Source organism: Pseudomonas sp. Leaf15 (assembly GCF_001421425.1).
Taxonomy (GTDB): Bacteria; Pseudomonadota; Gammaproteobacteria; order Pseudomonadales; family Pseudomonadaceae; genus Aquipseudomonas; species Aquipseudomonas salomonii.
This window is the reverse complement of record NZ_LMKI01000004.1, coordinates 1-16799: the sequence shown is the minus strand read 5'-3', so window position 1 is coordinate 16799 and position 16799 is coordinate 1. Positions and strand designations below refer to the sequence as shown.

The 16799-nt window shown below is 59.9% G+C and carries 16 protein-coding genes and 1 pseudogene; 7 read left to right on the top strand and 10 right to left on the bottom strand.

Annotation, left to right across the window (positions count from 1 at the left end; genetic code table 11):
• Positions 1–27: 27 nt before the first annotated feature.
• Together ASE80_RS04815 and ASE80_RS04810 are read right to left on the bottom strand one after the other, a co-directional pair.
• Entirely contained in the window at positions 28–1611 is a 1584-nt protein-coding gene (locus tag ASE80_RS04815; protein WP_056857888.1) for a rhodanese-related sulfurtransferase, read from the bottom strand.
• Positions 1608–2219: a cysteine dioxygenase gene (locus tag ASE80_RS04810; protein WP_056857887.1), complete on the bottom strand. Its 612-nt coding sequence runs from the start codon at positions 2217–2219 to the stop codon at positions 1608–1610. Before ASE80_RS04810 ends, ASE80_RS04815 begins: the two co-directional genes overlap by 4 nt.
• Before the next feature lie 225 nt (positions 2220–2444).
• Between ASE80_RS04810 and ASE80_RS04805 the strand changes: the two genes are divergently transcribed.
• Together ASE80_RS04805 and ASE80_RS04800 are read left to right on the top strand one after the other, a co-directional pair.
• Complete coding sequence (locus ASE80_RS04805) at positions 2445–3350, top strand: LysR family transcriptional regulator (RefSeq protein ID WP_017137765.1); 906 nt, start codon at positions 2445–2447, stop codon at positions 3348–3350.
• 252 nt (positions 3351–3602) lie between these two features.
• Positions 3603–4397 carry a class II aldolase/adducin family protein gene (locus tag ASE80_RS04800; RefSeq protein WP_056857886.1) on the top strand — a complete coding sequence of 265 codons (795 nt, stop codon included), beginning with the start codon at positions 3603–3605 and terminating at the stop codon, positions 4395–4397.
• 137 nt (positions 4398–4534) lie between these two features.
• Here ASE80_RS04800 and ASE80_RS04795 read toward each other — a convergent pair whose 3' ends face one another.
• From ASE80_RS04795 to ASE80_RS04780, 4 genes are all read right to left on the bottom strand, one after another.
• On the bottom strand, positions 4535–5617 hold the full coding sequence (locus tag ASE80_RS04795; RefSeq protein ID WP_056857885.1) for an LLM class flavin-dependent oxidoreductase: 1083 nt from the start codon (positions 5615–5617) through the stop codon (positions 4535–4537).
• Positions 5618–5913: 296 nt separating this feature from the next.
• A complete protein-coding gene (locus ASE80_RS04790) occupies positions 5914–7221 on the bottom strand; it encodes an ATP-binding protein (protein ID WP_056857884.1) in 1308 nt (435 codons plus the stop codon).
• Positions 7218–7958: a response regulator gene (locus tag ASE80_RS04785; RefSeq protein ID WP_056857883.1), complete on the bottom strand. Its 741-nt coding sequence runs from the start codon at positions 7956–7958 to the stop codon at positions 7218–7220. Before ASE80_RS04785 ends, ASE80_RS04790 begins: the two co-directional genes overlap by 4 nt.
• A gap of 116 nt (positions 7959–8074) precedes the next feature.
• Positions 8075–9484: an aminotransferase-like domain-containing protein gene (locus tag ASE80_RS04780; RefSeq protein WP_056857882.1), complete on the bottom strand. Its 1410-nt coding sequence runs from the start codon at positions 9482–9484 to the stop codon at positions 8075–8077.
• Positions 9485–9642: 158 nt separating this feature from the next.
• On the opposite strand from ASE80_RS04780, the gene ASE80_RS04775 reads away from it, so the two are divergent.
• From ASE80_RS04775 to ASE80_RS04755, 5 genes are all read left to right on the top strand, one after another.
• The gene (locus ASE80_RS04775) at positions 9643–9807 is read left to right on the top strand and encodes a rubredoxin (protein WP_016968943.1); all 165 of its coding nucleotides are present in this window, start codon (positions 9643–9645) and stop codon (positions 9805–9807) included.
• A gap of 27 nt (positions 9808–9834) precedes the next feature.
• A complete protein-coding gene (locus ASE80_RS04770) occupies positions 9835–10704 on the top strand; it encodes a sugar phosphate isomerase/epimerase family protein (protein ID WP_056857881.1) in 870 nt (289 codons plus the stop codon).
• A gap of 66 nt (positions 10705–10770) precedes the next feature.
• Positions 10771–11403: a LysE family translocator gene (locus ASE80_RS04765; RefSeq protein ID WP_017137772.1), complete on the top strand. Its 633-nt coding sequence runs from the start codon at positions 10771–10773 to the stop codon at positions 11401–11403.
• A 79-nt stretch (positions 11404–11482) separates the two neighbouring features.
• Positions 11483–12541, top strand: coding sequence for a diguanylate cyclase (locus ASE80_RS04760; protein WP_056857880.1), 1059 nt, complete (start codon positions 11483–11485; stop codon positions 12539–12541).
• A gap of 47 nt (positions 12542–12588) precedes the next feature.
• Positions 12589–13818 carry a M20/M25/M40 family metallo-hydrolase gene (locus ASE80_RS04755; protein ID WP_056857879.1) on the top strand — a complete coding sequence of 410 codons (1230 nt, stop codon included), beginning with the start codon at positions 12589–12591 and terminating at the stop codon, positions 13816–13818.
• 241 nt (positions 13819–14059) lie between these two features.
• Here the strand turns inward: ASE80_RS04755 and ASE80_RS04750 are convergent, their stop codons facing one another.
• The 4 genes and pseudogenes from ASE80_RS04750 to ASE80_RS04735 all read right to left on the bottom strand — a co-directional run.
• A complete protein-coding gene (locus tag ASE80_RS04750; RefSeq protein WP_056857878.1) occupies positions 14060–14476 on the bottom strand; it encodes a hypothetical protein in 417 nt (138 codons plus the stop codon).
• Positions 14470–14754, bottom strand: a complete 285-nt coding sequence (locus tag ASE80_RS04745; RefSeq protein WP_056857877.1) for a hypothetical protein — start codon at positions 14752–14754, stop codon at positions 14470–14472. The genes ASE80_RS04750 and ASE80_RS04745 overlap by 7 nt, the downstream gene beginning before the upstream one ends.
• A 26-nt stretch (positions 14755–14780) precedes the next feature.
• A complete protein-coding gene (locus ASE80_RS04740; RefSeq protein ID WP_056857876.1) occupies positions 14781–15161 on the bottom strand; it encodes a hypothetical protein in 381 nt (126 codons plus the stop codon).
• Between the two features lie 2 nt (positions 15162–15163).
• Positions 15164–16799: pseudogene (locus tag ASE80_RS04735) on the bottom strand (RHS repeat domain-containing protein); the annotation flags it as partial.

Below are 16799 nucleotides of genomic sequence, written 5' to 3'. Positions count from 1 at the left end.
CCGGTGTGGGGCAGGCGTGAAGGTGGTTCAGATCACGTAGAAACCGTGGGTGCCATCGCGTGCCAGCTGGTCGACCAGGCCGAATTCCCAGTCCAGATACGCCTGCATGGCTTCCTTCGGGCTGTCGGTGCCTTCGTACGGGCGGCGATAGCGGTCGATACGCGGTGACGCGAGATGGGTTTCGCCTTCTTCCAGCGGCAGTTTTTCGGCGATCCAGTTAAGCGTGCCCCCTTGCAGCAGGAACACCGGCTTGCCGGTGATGGCTTCGACGTCGGCGACCGCCAGGCGCGCCAGTTGGCTGGTGCCGCAGGTCAGCACATAACGTTCGGCGGGCGGCACCTTGGCCAGGGCCTGGGGCAATTGCGCACGCAAGGCCCAGAAGGCACCGGGGATATGGCGTTTGACGTAGTTGACGCTGGGGGTGAAATCCAGCACCGCCGTGTCGCCATGGGGCAGCCACTCGGCGAGGGTGTGGGGGCTGATCAGTTCGGCCTGCAAGGGCGCCGGCACCGGCGCTACCCAGGCGCCTTGTTCGCTGAAGTTCGCTGGCTGCAGGTCGTCCAGCACGTACACCTCCCAGCCCAGTTGCGCGAGCCATGAGGCGGACATATTGGCCCGCACGCCGTCGTCATCGGCCAGCACCAGGCGCGCGCCGCGCACGCTGGCCACGTGGTCGGTTTCCTGCACCAGCTGGCCGCCGGGTGTTGAGCGCGCGCCCGGCAAATGGCCGGCTTCGAATTCCTCCGGCGTGCGCACATCGAACAGGTAGGTGGTGCGGGTCGGCTCCTGCTGCCAGCGTTGCAGGTCGTTAAGTGTGGCGCGGCCGACGCGTGCTTTGTCGGCGACGCGGCGTGCGTCTGCGGCGGCGATTTGACGGTGTTCTTCCGAGGTCGGCGCAAAGCGGCGCGCTTGGCCATGGGCGAGTTTCTGCCCGGCCAGGGTCCAGCCGATAGTGCCGTTGCGCAGTGCCGACACCGGGTTGGCGATGCCTGAGTTGATCAGCGACTGGGTGCCGATAATGCTGCGGGTGCGCCCGGCGCAGTTGACGATGATGCGGGTGGCCGGGTCCGGTGCCAGTTCACGGGCGCGCAGCACCAGTTCGGCACCCGGCACGCTGATGCCGGTGGGAATGCTCATGGTCTGGTATTCGTCGAAGCGGCGCGCGTCGAGCACCACCACATCGGCCTGGCTGTCGAGCAGGGCTTGCACTTCTTCGGCGGCCAAAGACGGCGTGTGGCGCTCGCTCTCCACCAACTCGCCGAAGGCTTTGCTCGGTACGTTGACGTCGATAAACAGCTCGCCACCGGCGCGGCGCCAACCGTCGAGGCCGCCTTCGAGCAGGCTGACCTGGGTGTAGCCCAACGCAACCAGGCGCGCGGCGGCACGTTCGGCCAACCCTTCGCCATTGTCGTAGACCGTCACTTGGGTATCGCGACGGGGAATGCGCGCATACACCTCCAGCTCCAGCTTGGACAGCGGGATATTCGCAGCGAACAGCGGGTGCGACTCGGCAAAGGGCGCTTCTTCGCGCACGTCGACCAAGGCGACTTCTTCACGGTCCAACAGGGCCTGGCGGATCTGGGCGAAGCTGCGGTTCGATACGGTGGTCATAGGGCAGGGCTCTTTTCTTTGGACAAATCCCAGATGTTCGGGAGGTAGGCGTTGGAATAACCGGAAATAAACAGTTTCTCGCTGCCGTCGGGCTGATACACCGCACGGCGCACGGCACCGATATTGGCGCCGTACACGTGAATGCTGATCGACACCTGGTCGCTGTGGGCATTGCTGACTTGATGGATATCACCGACTTTGGGCGACACCGCCTCAACCTGGCCGGGCAGCAGTTGAACCGGTGTGCCTGCGGCCACCAGGCTGCCATCGGGCGCGCGTTCAAACCCTTGGGAAAACTCCGCACCGCGCAACATGCCGATCAGGCCCCACACCCGATGGTCGTGAATCGGCGTGCGCTGGCCCGGCCCCCAGACAAAGCTGACGATGCTGAAACGCTGGCGCGAATCGGCATGCAGCAAAAACTGCTGGTAGCGCTCGGGGTCGGGTTGGGCGTACTCGTCGGGCAGCCAGTCGTCATGGCTGACCAGTTGCGCCAACAGCTTGCCGCCACGGTGCAACAGGTCGCCTTCGCGTGGGTTGCCGTCGATCAGTTCCGCCAGGGCGCCTATAAAGGCTCTGAGTCTTTCGGGGTGTCGGGACTGGGTCATGGCAATTCCATCATGGCGGTTATGGGGATGGCGTGATGGGTTTATATAAGCATAATGTTTATAGTTAATATGCTATTTTTTAATGATTAGCTTATAGCTTTAGGTAATTTAGAACCGGTCTGAATAGCGTTAGTCGTTATCGATCACAGCGCAGGCTATCCAGACAGCCGTGTGGCAACTATGCTTGCCACACATCTTAATGACTGTTCTCTATGTGCGGCCCAAATGAAAATTGACGATATCGATGCCTTTGTCGAAGTGATTCGTTGCCAGTCCATCAGCCACGCCGCCGAGTCGTTGCAGTTGACTCAGCCGGCCATCACCCGCCGTGTGCAGAACTTCGAGCAGGCGCTGGGCGTGGAGCTGTTCGACCGCAACACCAAACCGCTCAAACCTACGCTGATCGGCACCCGTGTGTATGAACAATGCCGGCTGATCCTGCGCGAGATGGATGCCCTGCGTGAGCTGGTGGCCACCGATGCACCGCCCACCGGCGTGTTGCGCCTGGGCGTGCCGCAGACTATCGGCGATGTGGTGCTGCTGGATGCACTCAAGCACCTGCGCAGCGAATACCCCGACTTGCGCGCCCAGGTCGCCACGGGGTGGGGCAGCCAACTGGTCGGCAAGATCGAGCGCGGCGAGCTGGATGCGGCGGTGGCGTTGTTCCCGGCGGGCAAGATCTTCCCGGACAACATCGTCGGCGAGTCCATCGGCAAGATGGAGTTGGTGGTGGTGTGTGCCAAGGCACAATTGCCGAAAAAGCCCTGCAAGTTGGCTGATGTGTACCAGGGCGGCTGGATTCTCAACCCGGATGGCTGTGGTTTTCGTGCCGGCTTGCAGCGCACCTTGTCCGACCAGGGGTTGGCGCTGCGGGTGAACCTGGAAACCTTCGGCACCGAATTGCAACTGGGCCTGGTGGCGGACGGCCTGGGCCTGGGGCTGGTGCCGCGCCCGCTGCTGGAGCGCAGCGCGCACCTTGAGCAACTGGCGGTGGTGCCGCTCAAGGACTTCAAGCCGGTGATGGATTTGTGGCTGATCTACCCGCACTTCCTGGGCAACCTGCAAGGGCCGGTGGATGCGTTCGGGACGCTGGTGGCGGCCTCTTTACACAAGATCCGCAATGCTGCGTGAGCCTGGGAGGCTGCAGACTGATCGTTCCCACGCTCTGCGTGGGAATGCCTCCTGTGACGCTCTGCGTCACGCTTTGGGACGCGGAGCGTCCAGGGCTGAATTCCCACGCGGAGCGTGGGAACTATCTATGTAGTAGCTGGTTTTTTTATAAAAAAAAATAATAATTAGCTTAGATTAAAATGTGCTTTTTATTATTTTTGGCCATCCCCTAGGCTGACTGGAAGTCCTTAAGGCCATCCAGGAAGTTTTGCCATGAGCAGCGTTACCTCGCTTTCCAGTGTTTCCAGCAATGTCCGCCAGCGCGTCACGCCAGAAGAGTGGGAGGTGCGCGTCAAGCTGGCCGCGGCCTATCGACTGGCGGCGCTGTACAAATGGACCGACCACATCTACACGCACTTCTCCGCCCGTGTGCCGGGGCCGGATGAGCATTTCCTGATCAACGCCTACGGGCTGTTGTTCGATGAAATCAACGCCTCCAACCTGGTCAAGGTCGACCTCGACGGCACGATTGTCGACGACCCGACCGGCCTGGGTATCAACTACGCAGGTTACGTGATCCACAGCGCCATCCACGGCGCGCGCCATGACTTGCAAGCGGTGTTGCACACCCATACGCGTGACGGCATTGCGGTGTCGGCGCAGAAGGATGGCCTGCTGCCGATCTCCCAGCACGCCATCGCGTTCTCCGGGCGCGTGGCCTACCACGGTTATGAAGGCGTGGCGCTGGACCTGGATGAGCGCGAGCGCTTGGTGGCTGACCTGGGCGACAAGAGTGTGATGATTTTGCGCAACCACGGGCTGTTGACCGCTGGCATCGGCGTGGAACACGCCTTCCAGCAACTGCAAGGGCTGGAGCGCGCCTGCAATATCCAGATCGCGGCACAGGCGGGCGGCAATGCCGAGCTTATCTTCCCGCGGGCAGAGGTGGTGGCCAAGGTGGAGGAGCAGGCCAAGGTGTTCAGCAATGGCGCAGGGCCGGGTGTGGCACGGCATTGGAATGCGTTGATTCGGCAGTTGGAGCGTACGGATACCGACTACAAAAACTGAACTTGAAACCACTGAAGATCAAAAATGTGGGAGCTGGCTTGCTCGCGAATGCGGTGGATCAGTCAATATTTGCGTTGACTGACACGCCGCATTCGCGAGCAAGCCCGCTCCCACATGGGTTGTGTGGTGTTCTTTAGTTAGGCGACCTGTTTGGCTTGTTCACGCTCGGCGACCAGCTGGCGGGTCAGCGGGATCAGCCGCTTGCCGTAGTCGATTGCGTCGTTGAGCGGGTCGAACCCGCGTATCAGGAAGGTGGTGATACCCAGGTCGTAGTAGTCCAGCAATGCCTGCGCGACTTGTTCGGCGGTGCCGACCAATGAAGTGGAGTTGCCCTGCGCGCCCAGCAACCCGGCGATCCCGGTCCACAGGCGCTTGTCCAGGCGCGAACCCTGCGCCGCCGCTGCCAGCAAGCGGCGCGAGCCTTCGTTGGGTGGTTCGCGGCGCACGAAACCCTGCTTTTCGGCCAGTGCGGTCGCCTGCTGCAAGATCGTCTCGGCACGTGCCCAGGCCAGCTCCTCGGTTTCTGCGAGGATCGGGCGCAACGACAAGCTGAAGCGAATCGTGCGCCCGTGCTTGGCCGCTTCTGCGCGCACCTGGGTCACCACTTCGCGCACCTGCTCGTAGGTTTCACCCCACAGCGCATACACGTCGGCATGCTTGCCGGCCACCGCAATCGCGGCCGCTGAAGAACCACCGAAATACAGCGGGATATGCGGCTGCTGCGGCGACTTCACCGTCGAATGCGCGCCTTCGACCTGGTAGTAGGTGCCTTTGAAATCGAACGGCTGCTCGTGGGTCCATTCCTGGCGCACCACGCTGAGGTATTCGTCGGTGCGTGCGTAGCGTTCGTCCTTGCCGATATGGCTGCCATCGGCGCGCAGTTCACGGTCATCGCCGCCGGTGATGATATGCACGGCCGTGCGCCCTCCGTTGAACACGTCCAGGGTCGCGAACTGGCGTGCGGCCAGGGTCGGCTGGGCAAAACCTGGGCGATGGGCGATCAGGAACTGCAGTTTTTGGGTCACGCTGGCAGCGTGCGCGGCGATCAGCGTGCTGTCCGGGCTGTTGGAATGAAACGCCACTAGCGCGCGGTCGAAACCTGCTTCTTCGTGGGCGCGGGCCACGGTTTCGACGTAGTCCGGTTGCAGGGTAGGGCCGCTGCGCGGGTGAATCTCGGAAGCTTGATGGCCGCCGATATAGCCGATAAATTCGATGCTCATGGTCTGTCCTTGTGGTTTGCGCGATTAACACCTCCTCCGGGCGTGGGGTCGGTCACTCGGGTCAAAAGTAAGGGCAGTGGCGGGGTCTGTAAAATGCCTGTTGGTTCTAACCTAATTATTAAAAAATGGAATTATCATGCGTAAGTTTTATTAAAGCTGTGCATTCAATGTGGCGAGCAGGCTTGCCCTGCGTTGGGTGGCGAAGCCGCCCCAATTCAGACGGCGCGGTGAATCAGCTGGAAGGGGCCGCTGCGCAGCCCAACGCAGGGCAAGCCTGCTCGCCACAGAACAGTGCGCTAAAGACTCAAACGAATCTCGGCACACAAGCCGCCCTCAGCCCGATTACTCAAGGTCAGCGTGCCGCCGATCGCCACCGCCAGTTGCTGGGCAATCGCCAACCCCAGCCCGGTGCCGCCGGTGCCGCGATTGCGTGAGCTTTCCACCCGATAGAACGGCTGCAGCACCTGCGCCAGCTCGTCTTCGGCAATTCCCGGTCCTCGGTCCAACACCTTTATCGACAGCTGCCCATTCACTGCGCAGCCGACCTCCAGCTCGGCGTTGCCGGCGAATTTAAGGGCGTTATCCACCAGGTTCACCAACACGCGGCGCAGCGCGTGGGGGCGAGTGTCGAGGATCAGCGCGCTTTTGCCGCGCAGGCTGACCTGCTTTTGCAGGTCCTGATAGTCAAACACCAGGCTGTCGAGAAAGGCGTCCAGATCAATGCGGTGGCTGGCCTCGGTGGCGCCGTGAACGCTGCGCGCATACGCCACGCCCTCACGCACCAGGTGCTCCATTTCGCTCAGGTCGCTCCACAGTTTTTCGCGGTCGGCGCTGTCATCCATAAACTCGGCGCGCAGTTTCATGCGGGTAATCGGCGTTTGAAGGTCATGGGAAATCGCGGCGAGGATCTGCATGCGTTCCTTGAGGTATTCGGCAATGCGCCGTTGCATGGCATTGAACGCCGCAGCGGCATGCGCGACTTCACTCGGGCCGGTTTCGTCCAGGGGCGTGGGGTGGGCGTTTGGGTCGAGGGTTTCGACCGCACGCGCCAGGCGTGTCAGCGGGCGCACGGCCAGGCGCACCGCAACCCAGGTGCAGCCGAGCAGCAGCGCCAGTTGCAGCACCAGCACCACCGGCAACCAATAGGCTACAGGCGGGGCGGCGGGGCGTACGTCGAGGGTGATCGGGTTGCCATCGGCCAGGGTCAGGTGCACCTGGAAGTGTTTCTGGAGGCCGGGAATTTCGCGGAAGGTCAGGGCGTAGTGCTCGCCCAGGGCGTCCGCAATCGAGGTGGCGGCCATTGGCACGTCGTGGCTGCTCATCGGTTCACCGGCCTCGCCGGCGTTGAGCAAGTAGCGGTAATTCTGCCGGTCGAGACGCGCCAGCCAACTGGCGCGCTCGTTGGCGGGCAGGCGGTCGAGGATGGCCACCGAGGTGGACACGTCGTTTTCCAGATTGCCGAGCATCACCGTGCGCGCGCTGATGTAGCGCTCGTAGAACTGCGCACTGAATGACAACCCATGGGCACACAGCAGGCTGATCAGAAAAATCAGCGACAGTTGGGATGCCAGTGTGCGCGGCCAGCCAAACCGCCATGGCCTCATTGCTCGGCCCCGAGGATTTGCACCGGCAGTGAAAACACATAACCCTCACTGCGCACGGTTTTGATATAGGCCGGTTCGCGGGCGTCATCCAGCAAGCGTTGACGCAAGCGGCTCACCAGCAGGTCGATGGAGCGATCGAACAGGTCGGCGTCACGCCCCTGGGTCAGGTTCAGCAATTGGTCGCGGTTGAGCACGCGCTGCGGGTGGTCGAGAAACACCCGCAACAGGCGGTATTCGGCGCCGCTGAGGGCCACCAGGGTGTCGTCCTCGTCGAGCAGGTGGCGGGCGGTGGTGTCCAGGCGCCAGCGGCCAAAGCGGATCAGCCGCCCGGTTTCACTCACCACCAGGTTCGGCGGCAGCATGCGGGTGCGCCGCAGTACGGCGTTGATGCGCGCAAGCAGTTCACGCGCGGCGAACGGCTTGACCAGGTAATCATCGGCGCCCATTTCCAGGCCGATGATGCGGTCGGTTTCATCGTTGCGCGCCGTGAGCATCAGCACTGGCGTGGCTTTGTGCTTGCCCACCCGCAGTTCGCGGCACAGCTGCAAGCCATCGTCGCCGGGCATCATGATATCCAGCACGATCAGGTCCACGGGCGTGGTGTCGAGGAAGCTGCGCATCTGGCGGCCGTCGGCAACCACGGTGGTGCGCATGCCGTTTTTTTTCAGGTAATTGCCCACCAGTTCGCGGATTTCCCGGTCGTCATCGACGATCAGGATGTGATCGACATGATCCATGCTGCCTTCCTCGTTAAATGCTCTTGGCCGCAGTCTAGCCATCGCCGCAGGCTTTGCCTTGTGCCCTTTGTATTGCAGTGTATCTGGCGCTGACCAGATACACGGCGAAGCAAAAATCAGTGGCGCACAGCCTTGAGCAACAGCGCCTCGAACACCCGCTGGGCGCGCGGCTCATCAGTATGGGCGACATTGAAACGCATCGAATTGAGGTGCGCCGGGTCGTAGCCGAACAGCGCGCCCGGCGCCAGCACCAGGCTGCGTTTCAACGCCTCCTGGGCCAGCAGTTCACCGTTTACCCCATCGGGCAGGCGCGCCCAGATAAACATCCCGCCTTCATACGCCATCGGCAGCTCGCAGCCGCAGCGCTTGAGCCATTGTTCGACGCGCCCGCCGGACTCCATCAAGCGCTGGACCATACGCTTGCGGTGCTTGGCGTAGCTGCCTTCGCTGAGCATGCGGTAGACGATCTGCTCGAACAGCTCCGAGGTCACGCCGCCGCTCATGAGCTTCATGTTGGTGAGGTTGGCGGCCAGTTGCGGCGCGGCCACCACGTAGCTGACGCGGGTGTTGGCGCTGAGGATCTTGGAAAACCCCGACAGGTAGGTGACCTGATCCAGCCCGGCGAGGGCGGCCAGGCGCGGTGGCGGGTTGGGGTGCAGGTCGCCGTAGAGGTCGTCCTCGACGATGTGGCAATGGTACTGCTGGGTCAGTTGCAGCAGGCGAAACGCCTGGCCGGGGCTGAAGGAATGGCCGGTGGGGTTATGCAGCACGCTGGTGGTCAGGTACAGGCTGGGGCGGTGTTCGGCCAGCAGCTGTTCTAGCGCGGCAAAGTCAAAACCGTCGGGGCGTCGCTCGATGGTCACCACTTTGACCCCGTGCAGGGCCAGGTTGGCGTGGAAGTTGAAGTAGCACGGCGCGTCCAGCAGCACCGTGTCGCCGGGGCGCGCGAGCAGGCGCATGAGCATGTCCAGGCCCTGCACGGTGTTGGGCGTAGTGATGATCTGTTCCACCGGCACCGACAGGCCCTCGCCGTGCAGCTTCTGTTGCAGCGCCTGGCGCAAGGGCAGCAGCCCGGCCGGTGTGCCCAGGCCGGCGATGCGCAGTGACGGCGCGCGCACCACGCTGCGCATCGTTTGGCGGATGGCCTCGCCGTTCAACCAGTCCTCCGGCAAGTGCCCGCCACCGGGGCGCAGCTCGCCGCTGGCGGTGACCAGCGGGCGGCGCAGCACGCTGAGCAGGTCCTGGGGCAGCAGGTCGACCCAGGTCGCGGCGGCTGGGCGTGCGGTTTCCATCGCCACAAAATAGCCGCGGCCCTGGCTTGAGGTCAGCAGGTGGCGCCCGCGCAGGCGGTCCAACGCTTCGTTGAGGGTGAACTTGCTGACGCCCAGGGTCTGGGTCAGCTCACGCACCGACGGCAACTTGCTGCCGGGTGCCCATTCACCGCCCTCGATGGCCTGGCTGAAGGCGTCGACGATCTGCTGCACCTTGGGCGTGCCTTCCACAAAAGCGATGGCGGATACAAACATAAACCTTCCTTGTCTTTGCCGGTGCTTTTACCGGTGAAGTTAGGCCGGATTAGGCACCACTTTACCTGCCTTGTGCAATGACGCTGCCCTAGACTGCGCGCCATCTCGCCGGTAATTGGCGAAGTTTCTTACACGCGAGCAATGGATTTCGCATTCTCATGAAGACTTATATGTGCGCACCCTGCGGTTTTATGTACGTAGAAGAATTGGGTATTCCGGAGGACGGAATCCCGGCCGGCACCCCTTGGGAAGAGGTGCCGGAAGACTGGACATGCCCTGACTGCGGCGTGACCAAGGCCGACTTCATGGCCATTGAACTCTAACCCTCCATCAACGAAAGGAATCGCTCCATGGAAAGCAAACTGATCAACCCCACCGTACCGTTCTGTACCGGCGTGGCGCACCAGAAATACCTCAGCGCCGAAAAAGGCCTGCAAACCGCCATCGAGGGCGATTGCACCCATTGGTACATCGACGGCAGCCTGTTCGGCGAGATGGTCGACGACTGGACCGATGCGCGCATTGAAAGCCTGCAGGCGCAAATCGCCGCCACCGGCGTCACGCCGATTTTCCACGGCAACTTCAAGGCGCCGCTGGGCAGTGACGTCGAGGCGTTCCGCGCGGCGGCGGTGGACTACGTAAAAAAAGAGATTGATATCGCCAGCCGCCTCGGCGCGCCGTTGATCATCCACGGCGGCTGCATCGTCGAGCCAAAAATGGTGCTGATGGCCAAGAAGGTTGCGCTGGAACATTACCTCAAGTCGGTCCAGGAACTGGCGAGCTATGCGCAGGACAAGGGCACGGATATCTACCTGGAGAACCTGTCCAACTACGTCAACTACCGGCCATTCCACTACATCTTTACCCATGAGGCCGAATACGCCTTTGTGTTCGAGCGCCTGCAGGCCCATGGCAACGTGTACTTTTTCCTGGATGCGGGCCACGCCAACATCGAGAACGGCCTGCCGGCCGAAGTGGTGCGCAAGTATCACCACTTGATCAAGGGCATTTCCTTCAGCAACAACAATGGTGTGCAGGATCAGCACTTCGGCATTCATGACGGCAACTGCGATTACGCCGACGTGGTGCAGGCCATCGTTGAAACCAACTGGAAGGGCCTGGTGGCGTTCGAAACCCGCAACCAGACCGCCAAGGCTGCCCTGGCCGACCTGGCGCTGATGTACCGTGAATCCCTGACCACTGAAATTGCCGTCGCCTGACAGGCCCAGGGGCGCGAGCTTTAAGCGCGCCCCGTTGTTGTTTTTTTCACTCCAAGGTTCTGGCCCATGACAAGTGCGTTAACGCTGTCTTCGTTTCTCTACTTCCTGCTGTTTTGCGCCACCATGACCTTCAGCCCCGGCCCCATGACCCTGTTGCTGCTAAGCCTGGGCTTGAAGGACGGCTTGCGCAGTTCGATCCCGGCGCAGATCGGCGCCAGTGTGTCCTACCTGATTTCCATCCTGATCTTTGCCGTGGGCTTTTCGGAACTGATCAAGGGCAACCTCGCCATTACCCAGACCATCCAGTTTGTCGGCGTGGCTTATATTCTGTACCTGGCCTACAAGCAGTGGACCAGCAGCGGTGTGTCGATCAACCAGGGCGGCGCCGTGGAAGGCTCGCGCAGCCTGTTCGGCAAGGGGTTGCTCACCGGGTTTTCCAACCCCAAGACCATCATCATGTTCAGCGCGGTGTTCCCGCAGTTTGCAGGGGCAGGCGAGCACAGCTCGGCGGCGGATATCGCCATCCTCGGGCTGACGTTTCTGACCCTGCAGTTTGCCAGTGGCTGCCTGTACTGCTATTTCGGCCAGCGCATCAAGCACGTGCTGGAAAACCCCAAGCGCCGGGTGCTGTTGCAACGGATCACGGCGGTGCTGCTATTGGGTGTTGCGTTGATGTTGGCGCGTGGGTTTTCGCACTGAAGTATTAGCAGGTAAGCAGTAGTGGCGCTTTGACGTTACCCTGATAGACTCCAGGCAATCATTCAGGATTGCCGCCACCATGCCAGCCGTCGGAGGAAATGGACTTCCGCTCGCTTCGCGCCTGTTCAAATCGCGGCTCTTGGGGCTGACGCTGGGTTTCGTCTGTGTGGTCTTCGGCATGCACCCCTTGCACCCGTCGCTGTGGGTGTGGGCCTGGATGCTGATCAACGCCTTTGTGTGGCCGCACCTGGCCTACCAGTTGTCGCGCCGGGCGAGCAACTCACTGCGCAGCGAACGGCGTAATTTACTCTTCGATTCGTTCTGCGGCGGCTTCTGGGTCGGTGCCATGCACTTCAACCCGCTGCCCAGCGTGACCACGCTGTCGATGATGACCATGAACAACGTCGCCATCGGCGGGCCGCGCTTTATGCTCGCCGGCTGGGTGGCGCAGGGGCTGGGCATCGGCGCCGCGCTGTTGGTGTTCGCGCCGGCGTTTATCGCGGTGACCAGCGAGGCGCAACTGTATGCGTGCCTGCCGATCCTGATGCTGTATCCCCTGGCGCTGGGCTGGATCTGCTACCGCCAGGCCTTGACCCTGGCTCGCCATAAACGCGAGTTGCTGGCCTTGAGCCGCACCGACAGCCTGTCCGGCCTGCTCAATCACGGCGCCTGGAAGGACCATCTGGAAATCGAGTTCCAGCGTTGCCGCCGTGAACAGGTGGGCGCGGCCATTGCGCTGATCGACATCGACCATTTCAAAACCATCAACGACACCTATGGGCATGTCACCGGCGACATCGTGCTGCGCCAACTCAGCAAGGTGTTGCGCCAGAACCTGCGCGCGTCCGACCTGGCCGGGCGCTATGGTGGCGACGAGTTCTGTGTGATTTTGCCAGGCATGCCGCTCAACCGCGCCACCGAAGTGATGGACGCTTTGCGTGACCGCTTCAGTGCACTGGCCTATGCGCAAGACCCGACCCTGCGCGCCAGCTTGAGCATTGGCCTGGCGCCGTACCAGCCGGCACACGCCGATTCCACCAGTTGGCTCAACGATGCCGACCAGGCGCTGTATGAAGCCAAGAGCAGTGGGCGCAACCGCGTCAGTTCGGTGCAAGGCAGTTGGTTACGCTCGGTTTAGTGGGGTAGGGTAGCGCAGCACCTCCCCACAACAACAAGGATCGGTCCATGCTCTTCACCTTCTCCCGTACCCTTCTGGCCGCCACCCTGGCCTTGTCCTTCGCCGTGCCGGCCTACAGCGCCGAACCCCACAAGCAAATCCAGGCGGATGCCGAACAGTACAAGGCCGAGGCCCTGAAACTGCTCGAGCGCCTGGTGAATATCGACTCGGGTTCAGGCTACGAGCCGGGCCTGACCCAAGTGCGCGACATTGCCGTTGATGAACTCAAGCAGCTCGGCTTCAGCATCGAACTGGTGCCGGACAAAGCGGCCAACAACAGCCATGTGATCGCCACCCTCAAGGGCACCGGCAAAGCCAAAATCCTGCTGATGGCGCACATGGACACCGTATTCAAGGAAGGCTCGGCCGCCGAGCGCCCGTTTCATATCAAGGATGGCCGTGCCTACGGCCCCGGCGTGATGGATGACAAGGGCGGCATCGTCGCCGGTATTTACGCGCTCAAAGTCCTGAAAAACCAGGGTTTCAAAGACTACGCGCAAATCACCTTCCTGCTCGACGCCAGCGAAGAAACCGGCTCAGAAGCCGCTTCCGAACTGATCCGCAAAACCGCCAAGGCCCACGACGTCACCTTGAACCTGGAACCCGGCCGCCCGGCCGACGGCCTGGTGGTATGGCGCAAAGGCAGCGCCACTGCGGTGGTCGAAGTCAAAGGCAAAGCCGCCCACGCCGGCGTCGCCCCCGAACTGGGCCGCAACGCTGCCATGGAAGCCGCGCACCAGATCCTGCAGTTGGGCAAACTCGGCGATGAAGAGAAGAAAACAACCATCAACTTCACCGTGATCAAGGCCGGCGACCGCACCAACGTCATCCCCGACCAAGCCACCGCCAAAGCCGACGTGCGCGCAGCGCTGCCGGAAGAATTTGATCGAATCGAAAAAGACCTGGCGCGGGTGTCAGCCAACAAGTTGATCCCGGACACCGAAGTGAAAACCAGCCTGCAGCGCGGCCTGCCGCCGATGCCACAGACGCCGGAGTCGGACAAATTGGTCGCGATTGCCCAGGGAATCTATGGCGAATTGGGTCGTAAATTGACCATTGAAGGCAGCGGCGGGGCCGCCGATGCGAGCTTGTCAGCTGGGGTCGGGACGCCGACGTTGGATGGGTTTGGGATTGTGGGTGGGAATATTCATACGCCGGAGGAATATGCCGAGGTGGAGAGCGTGGCGCCACGGGTTTATTTGTTGAGTCGGATGATTATGGAGTTGTCGAAGCGGTGAGAGGTTTGCAGGGCTCACTCAATAGGTAAACCTTCCTGTTCGCAAACTTATTATTTGGGTGAGCAGGCTTGTTGTGGCGAGCAGGCTTGCCCTGCGTTGGGCTGCGCAGCAGCCCCAAAACAGACGACACGGGTTTACGCTAGTATCTCGTTTTTTCCCTATTGGGGCTGCTTCGCAGCCCAACGCAGGGCAAGCCTGCTCGCCACAGTGATGGGGTGTTTCAGTGGTGTAGGTGGTGTTTTCACCATGTTGATGGGTCTTCAAGGCTGGCTTTTTGGAGGTCGTCTTTCCACCACTCATTCGTCATCCTATAGATGTCCTCAAAGAAACCTCTTGGATCCTCCATGTCGCTCCATCCCCAAGGTAGGGAACAGTAAAATCCAGGCGCCTGGTTCAAGGCTTGCGAAAAATCATAAGTTTCGTCTTCAAGAGCATCGCCTAAAGTGTCGACCAGGAGTTTTCGATGCCGATAATTCAAGTCTGTACTTTTGTCTATAATGTACTTTTTGATGAGTTTTTCCCTGTCGCGTTTATGATTGATGTTGTAGGTTGTAAATATTTCGCCCAGTGTTTCTTCACGATCATAGATGTCGAAGGGTGAAAGGAAGTGTCGAAATTTTGGCTGGTAGGGCTTGTTTAGAAAAGGGTGTTTTAGCATTGGTCGTCACTCACGGGGAATACGGTGTAGAGTTTTTTGGTTTCACGGTCGAATTTTGCAACGATGGTATTCATGTCATCATCATATACTGGGTTGGTCAGATCCTCTGGGTTAGGAATGTAGCCTTCTCCACAGCCTTGCAGTTCTATGCGGACGATGGGGTTTCCGTAGTAATCCTCTTCAGTGAAAGGCTCCAGTTTGCGGGCTGTTCTTGTGGTGACTTCATTCAGTGCTGCAAGTTGCATTTTGTGGCTTTTGAATTTAGTACTTAGTTGCATAGGTTGGTTTTGCCTTTGAGTTGGGTTTAGTGGGTGCCGTCTTGTATCGGTTTAGCTGAGAGCGCTTCGCTCTTGTAGATTTTAAGGCGTTCGAGCAGCACAGTCATAAAAGCTCTTTTGTCAAGTATTTCATCTCCGAAGTAGGTGTCAAATAAGTAAAAAACAGATTCGAAATCTTCATCTGTAGATAAAAAATGTTCAAGTGTATCTATGTACCATTGTTGCTCATCTTCTCTGTAGGAGAAATATTCTGATTTGGTCAATGCATCGAAAAGCTCCGCTAGCTCTTTAGGGTTGTTGACGTCTTTCGATACTATGATTCCTTCTCTTTCTACATCTGTGGTGTTTTCTATGCAGTAAGTGAATAACAGGCCGCGTAGTATTGTGAGCTTTGGTTGTCTTTTCATTTTTAGAACTCCGTGAATGCAGTGATCGGTTTTCCATTACTATTGAAATACACTATGGCTTTTCTCTGTTTTCCGTATTCTAGACTATCTCTTTTATAACCCTCGCCTATAATCTTTCCCATGTCCATTGGAGCCTGTATGTCTGCTCTGCCGTTGAGTTTGAAAATTAGTATTGCACGATCGATTGCGTTTAATTGATCTCTATGGCTCAGAAAATGTGTAGCTGCGCTTGGAGGTCTAGGTTGTCCTGCGTTCCTTCCTCTGGTAAACGTTTCAATTTCCCCAGTGGTAGGGTTTCTAGCTGTAATCACTCGCTCAAGTTGAGATTCCAGGGACGTTTGAGCACCGTGTTTTTCCAAGAAGTGCGCCCCTGGGATTGACCTTTCCAGTTCTGATAAGCGCCGGTGAGCGTTGGCCTCTCCAAGCTCATTAATGCGTGCTTGTCGCTGTGCGCGTCCCAGTTGAGGTAAAGCGGGTTCGCCGTGCTCAACCCCTGCTATCGGATTTTGAGCAGAATTGTTTGGCTTGCATCCATCCGTTCCGGGACAGGTATTCAAGCCTAACGGATCCACCCACCCCGTAGGGTTAGGCACATACCGGTACGCGTTAATCCCAGCCGCCAGCTTCACCGGATCCGGCGTCAGGTAGCGACCAATATCTGGATTGTAGTAGCGATGGCGGTTGTAGTGCAGCCCGCTTTCCGCATCAAAATATTGGCCCTGAAAACGCAGCGGATTGTCGATTTTTCTGACGTCTAGGCGGGCGATTTCTCCGTAGGCGCGGTAGTGCGCGGACCAGACGATTTCGCCTTCGGGGTTGGTCAGTTCCTGCGGTGTGCCGAGGTGGTCGAGTTGGTAGTGGAAGGGCTTTGTTTCTGTTGGGCCAAAGCCTTCCAGCAGGACCAACGGCCGAAAACTGTCTGGCTCGTAGATATAGCTGCGATGCCGATCCGCGTGGTGTTCGGCAATTAGCTTGTCGCCTTGCCAGAAAAACTCCGTGGTTATGTCGTTTACAGTTTTGCTGATCCGCCGCCCAAACGGGTCATAGCGATAGCTGGCGGTTTGCCCGTTGGGCTGTGTGATCCCTATCAACCGATGCTGGCAGTCGTAGCGGTATTCCGTTACGAGCTGATGACCCTTACCACGTCGCTGCCGGATCAAATTGCCGAAGGCGTCATAGTCGTAATGATGATCGCCCTGAATCATCAACCGATTCCCGGCCACGATGTCCGGGCCGGGGCGGTCTTGCATGAGCAGGTTGCCGATGATCGCCCTGAATCATCAACCGATTCCCGGCCACGATGTCCGGGCCGGGGCGGTCTTGCATGAGCAGGTTGCCGGCCGGGTCGTGGCCGAAGCGTTCCTGCACGTCTTGCGAATGGTCGGCGCGGGTCAGGCGGGCGAGGGGGTCGTAGTGGTAGTGGTGTTCGCCTTTGCGAGTATCGAGCAGGCGGGTGAGGTTGCCGCTTTTGTCGTAGTCGTATTGGCGTTGGTAGAGGGTGTGTTGCTGTTGGCTGACGGCGTGGGCGTGCAGGCGGTTCTGGTCGTCGTAGTGGTAGTGGCTGAGGAGTTGGCCTTGTTGGCGTTGGTGTTCGCGGCCGGTTTTGAACAGGTGGGAGGTGAGGGTTTCGCCGTTCAG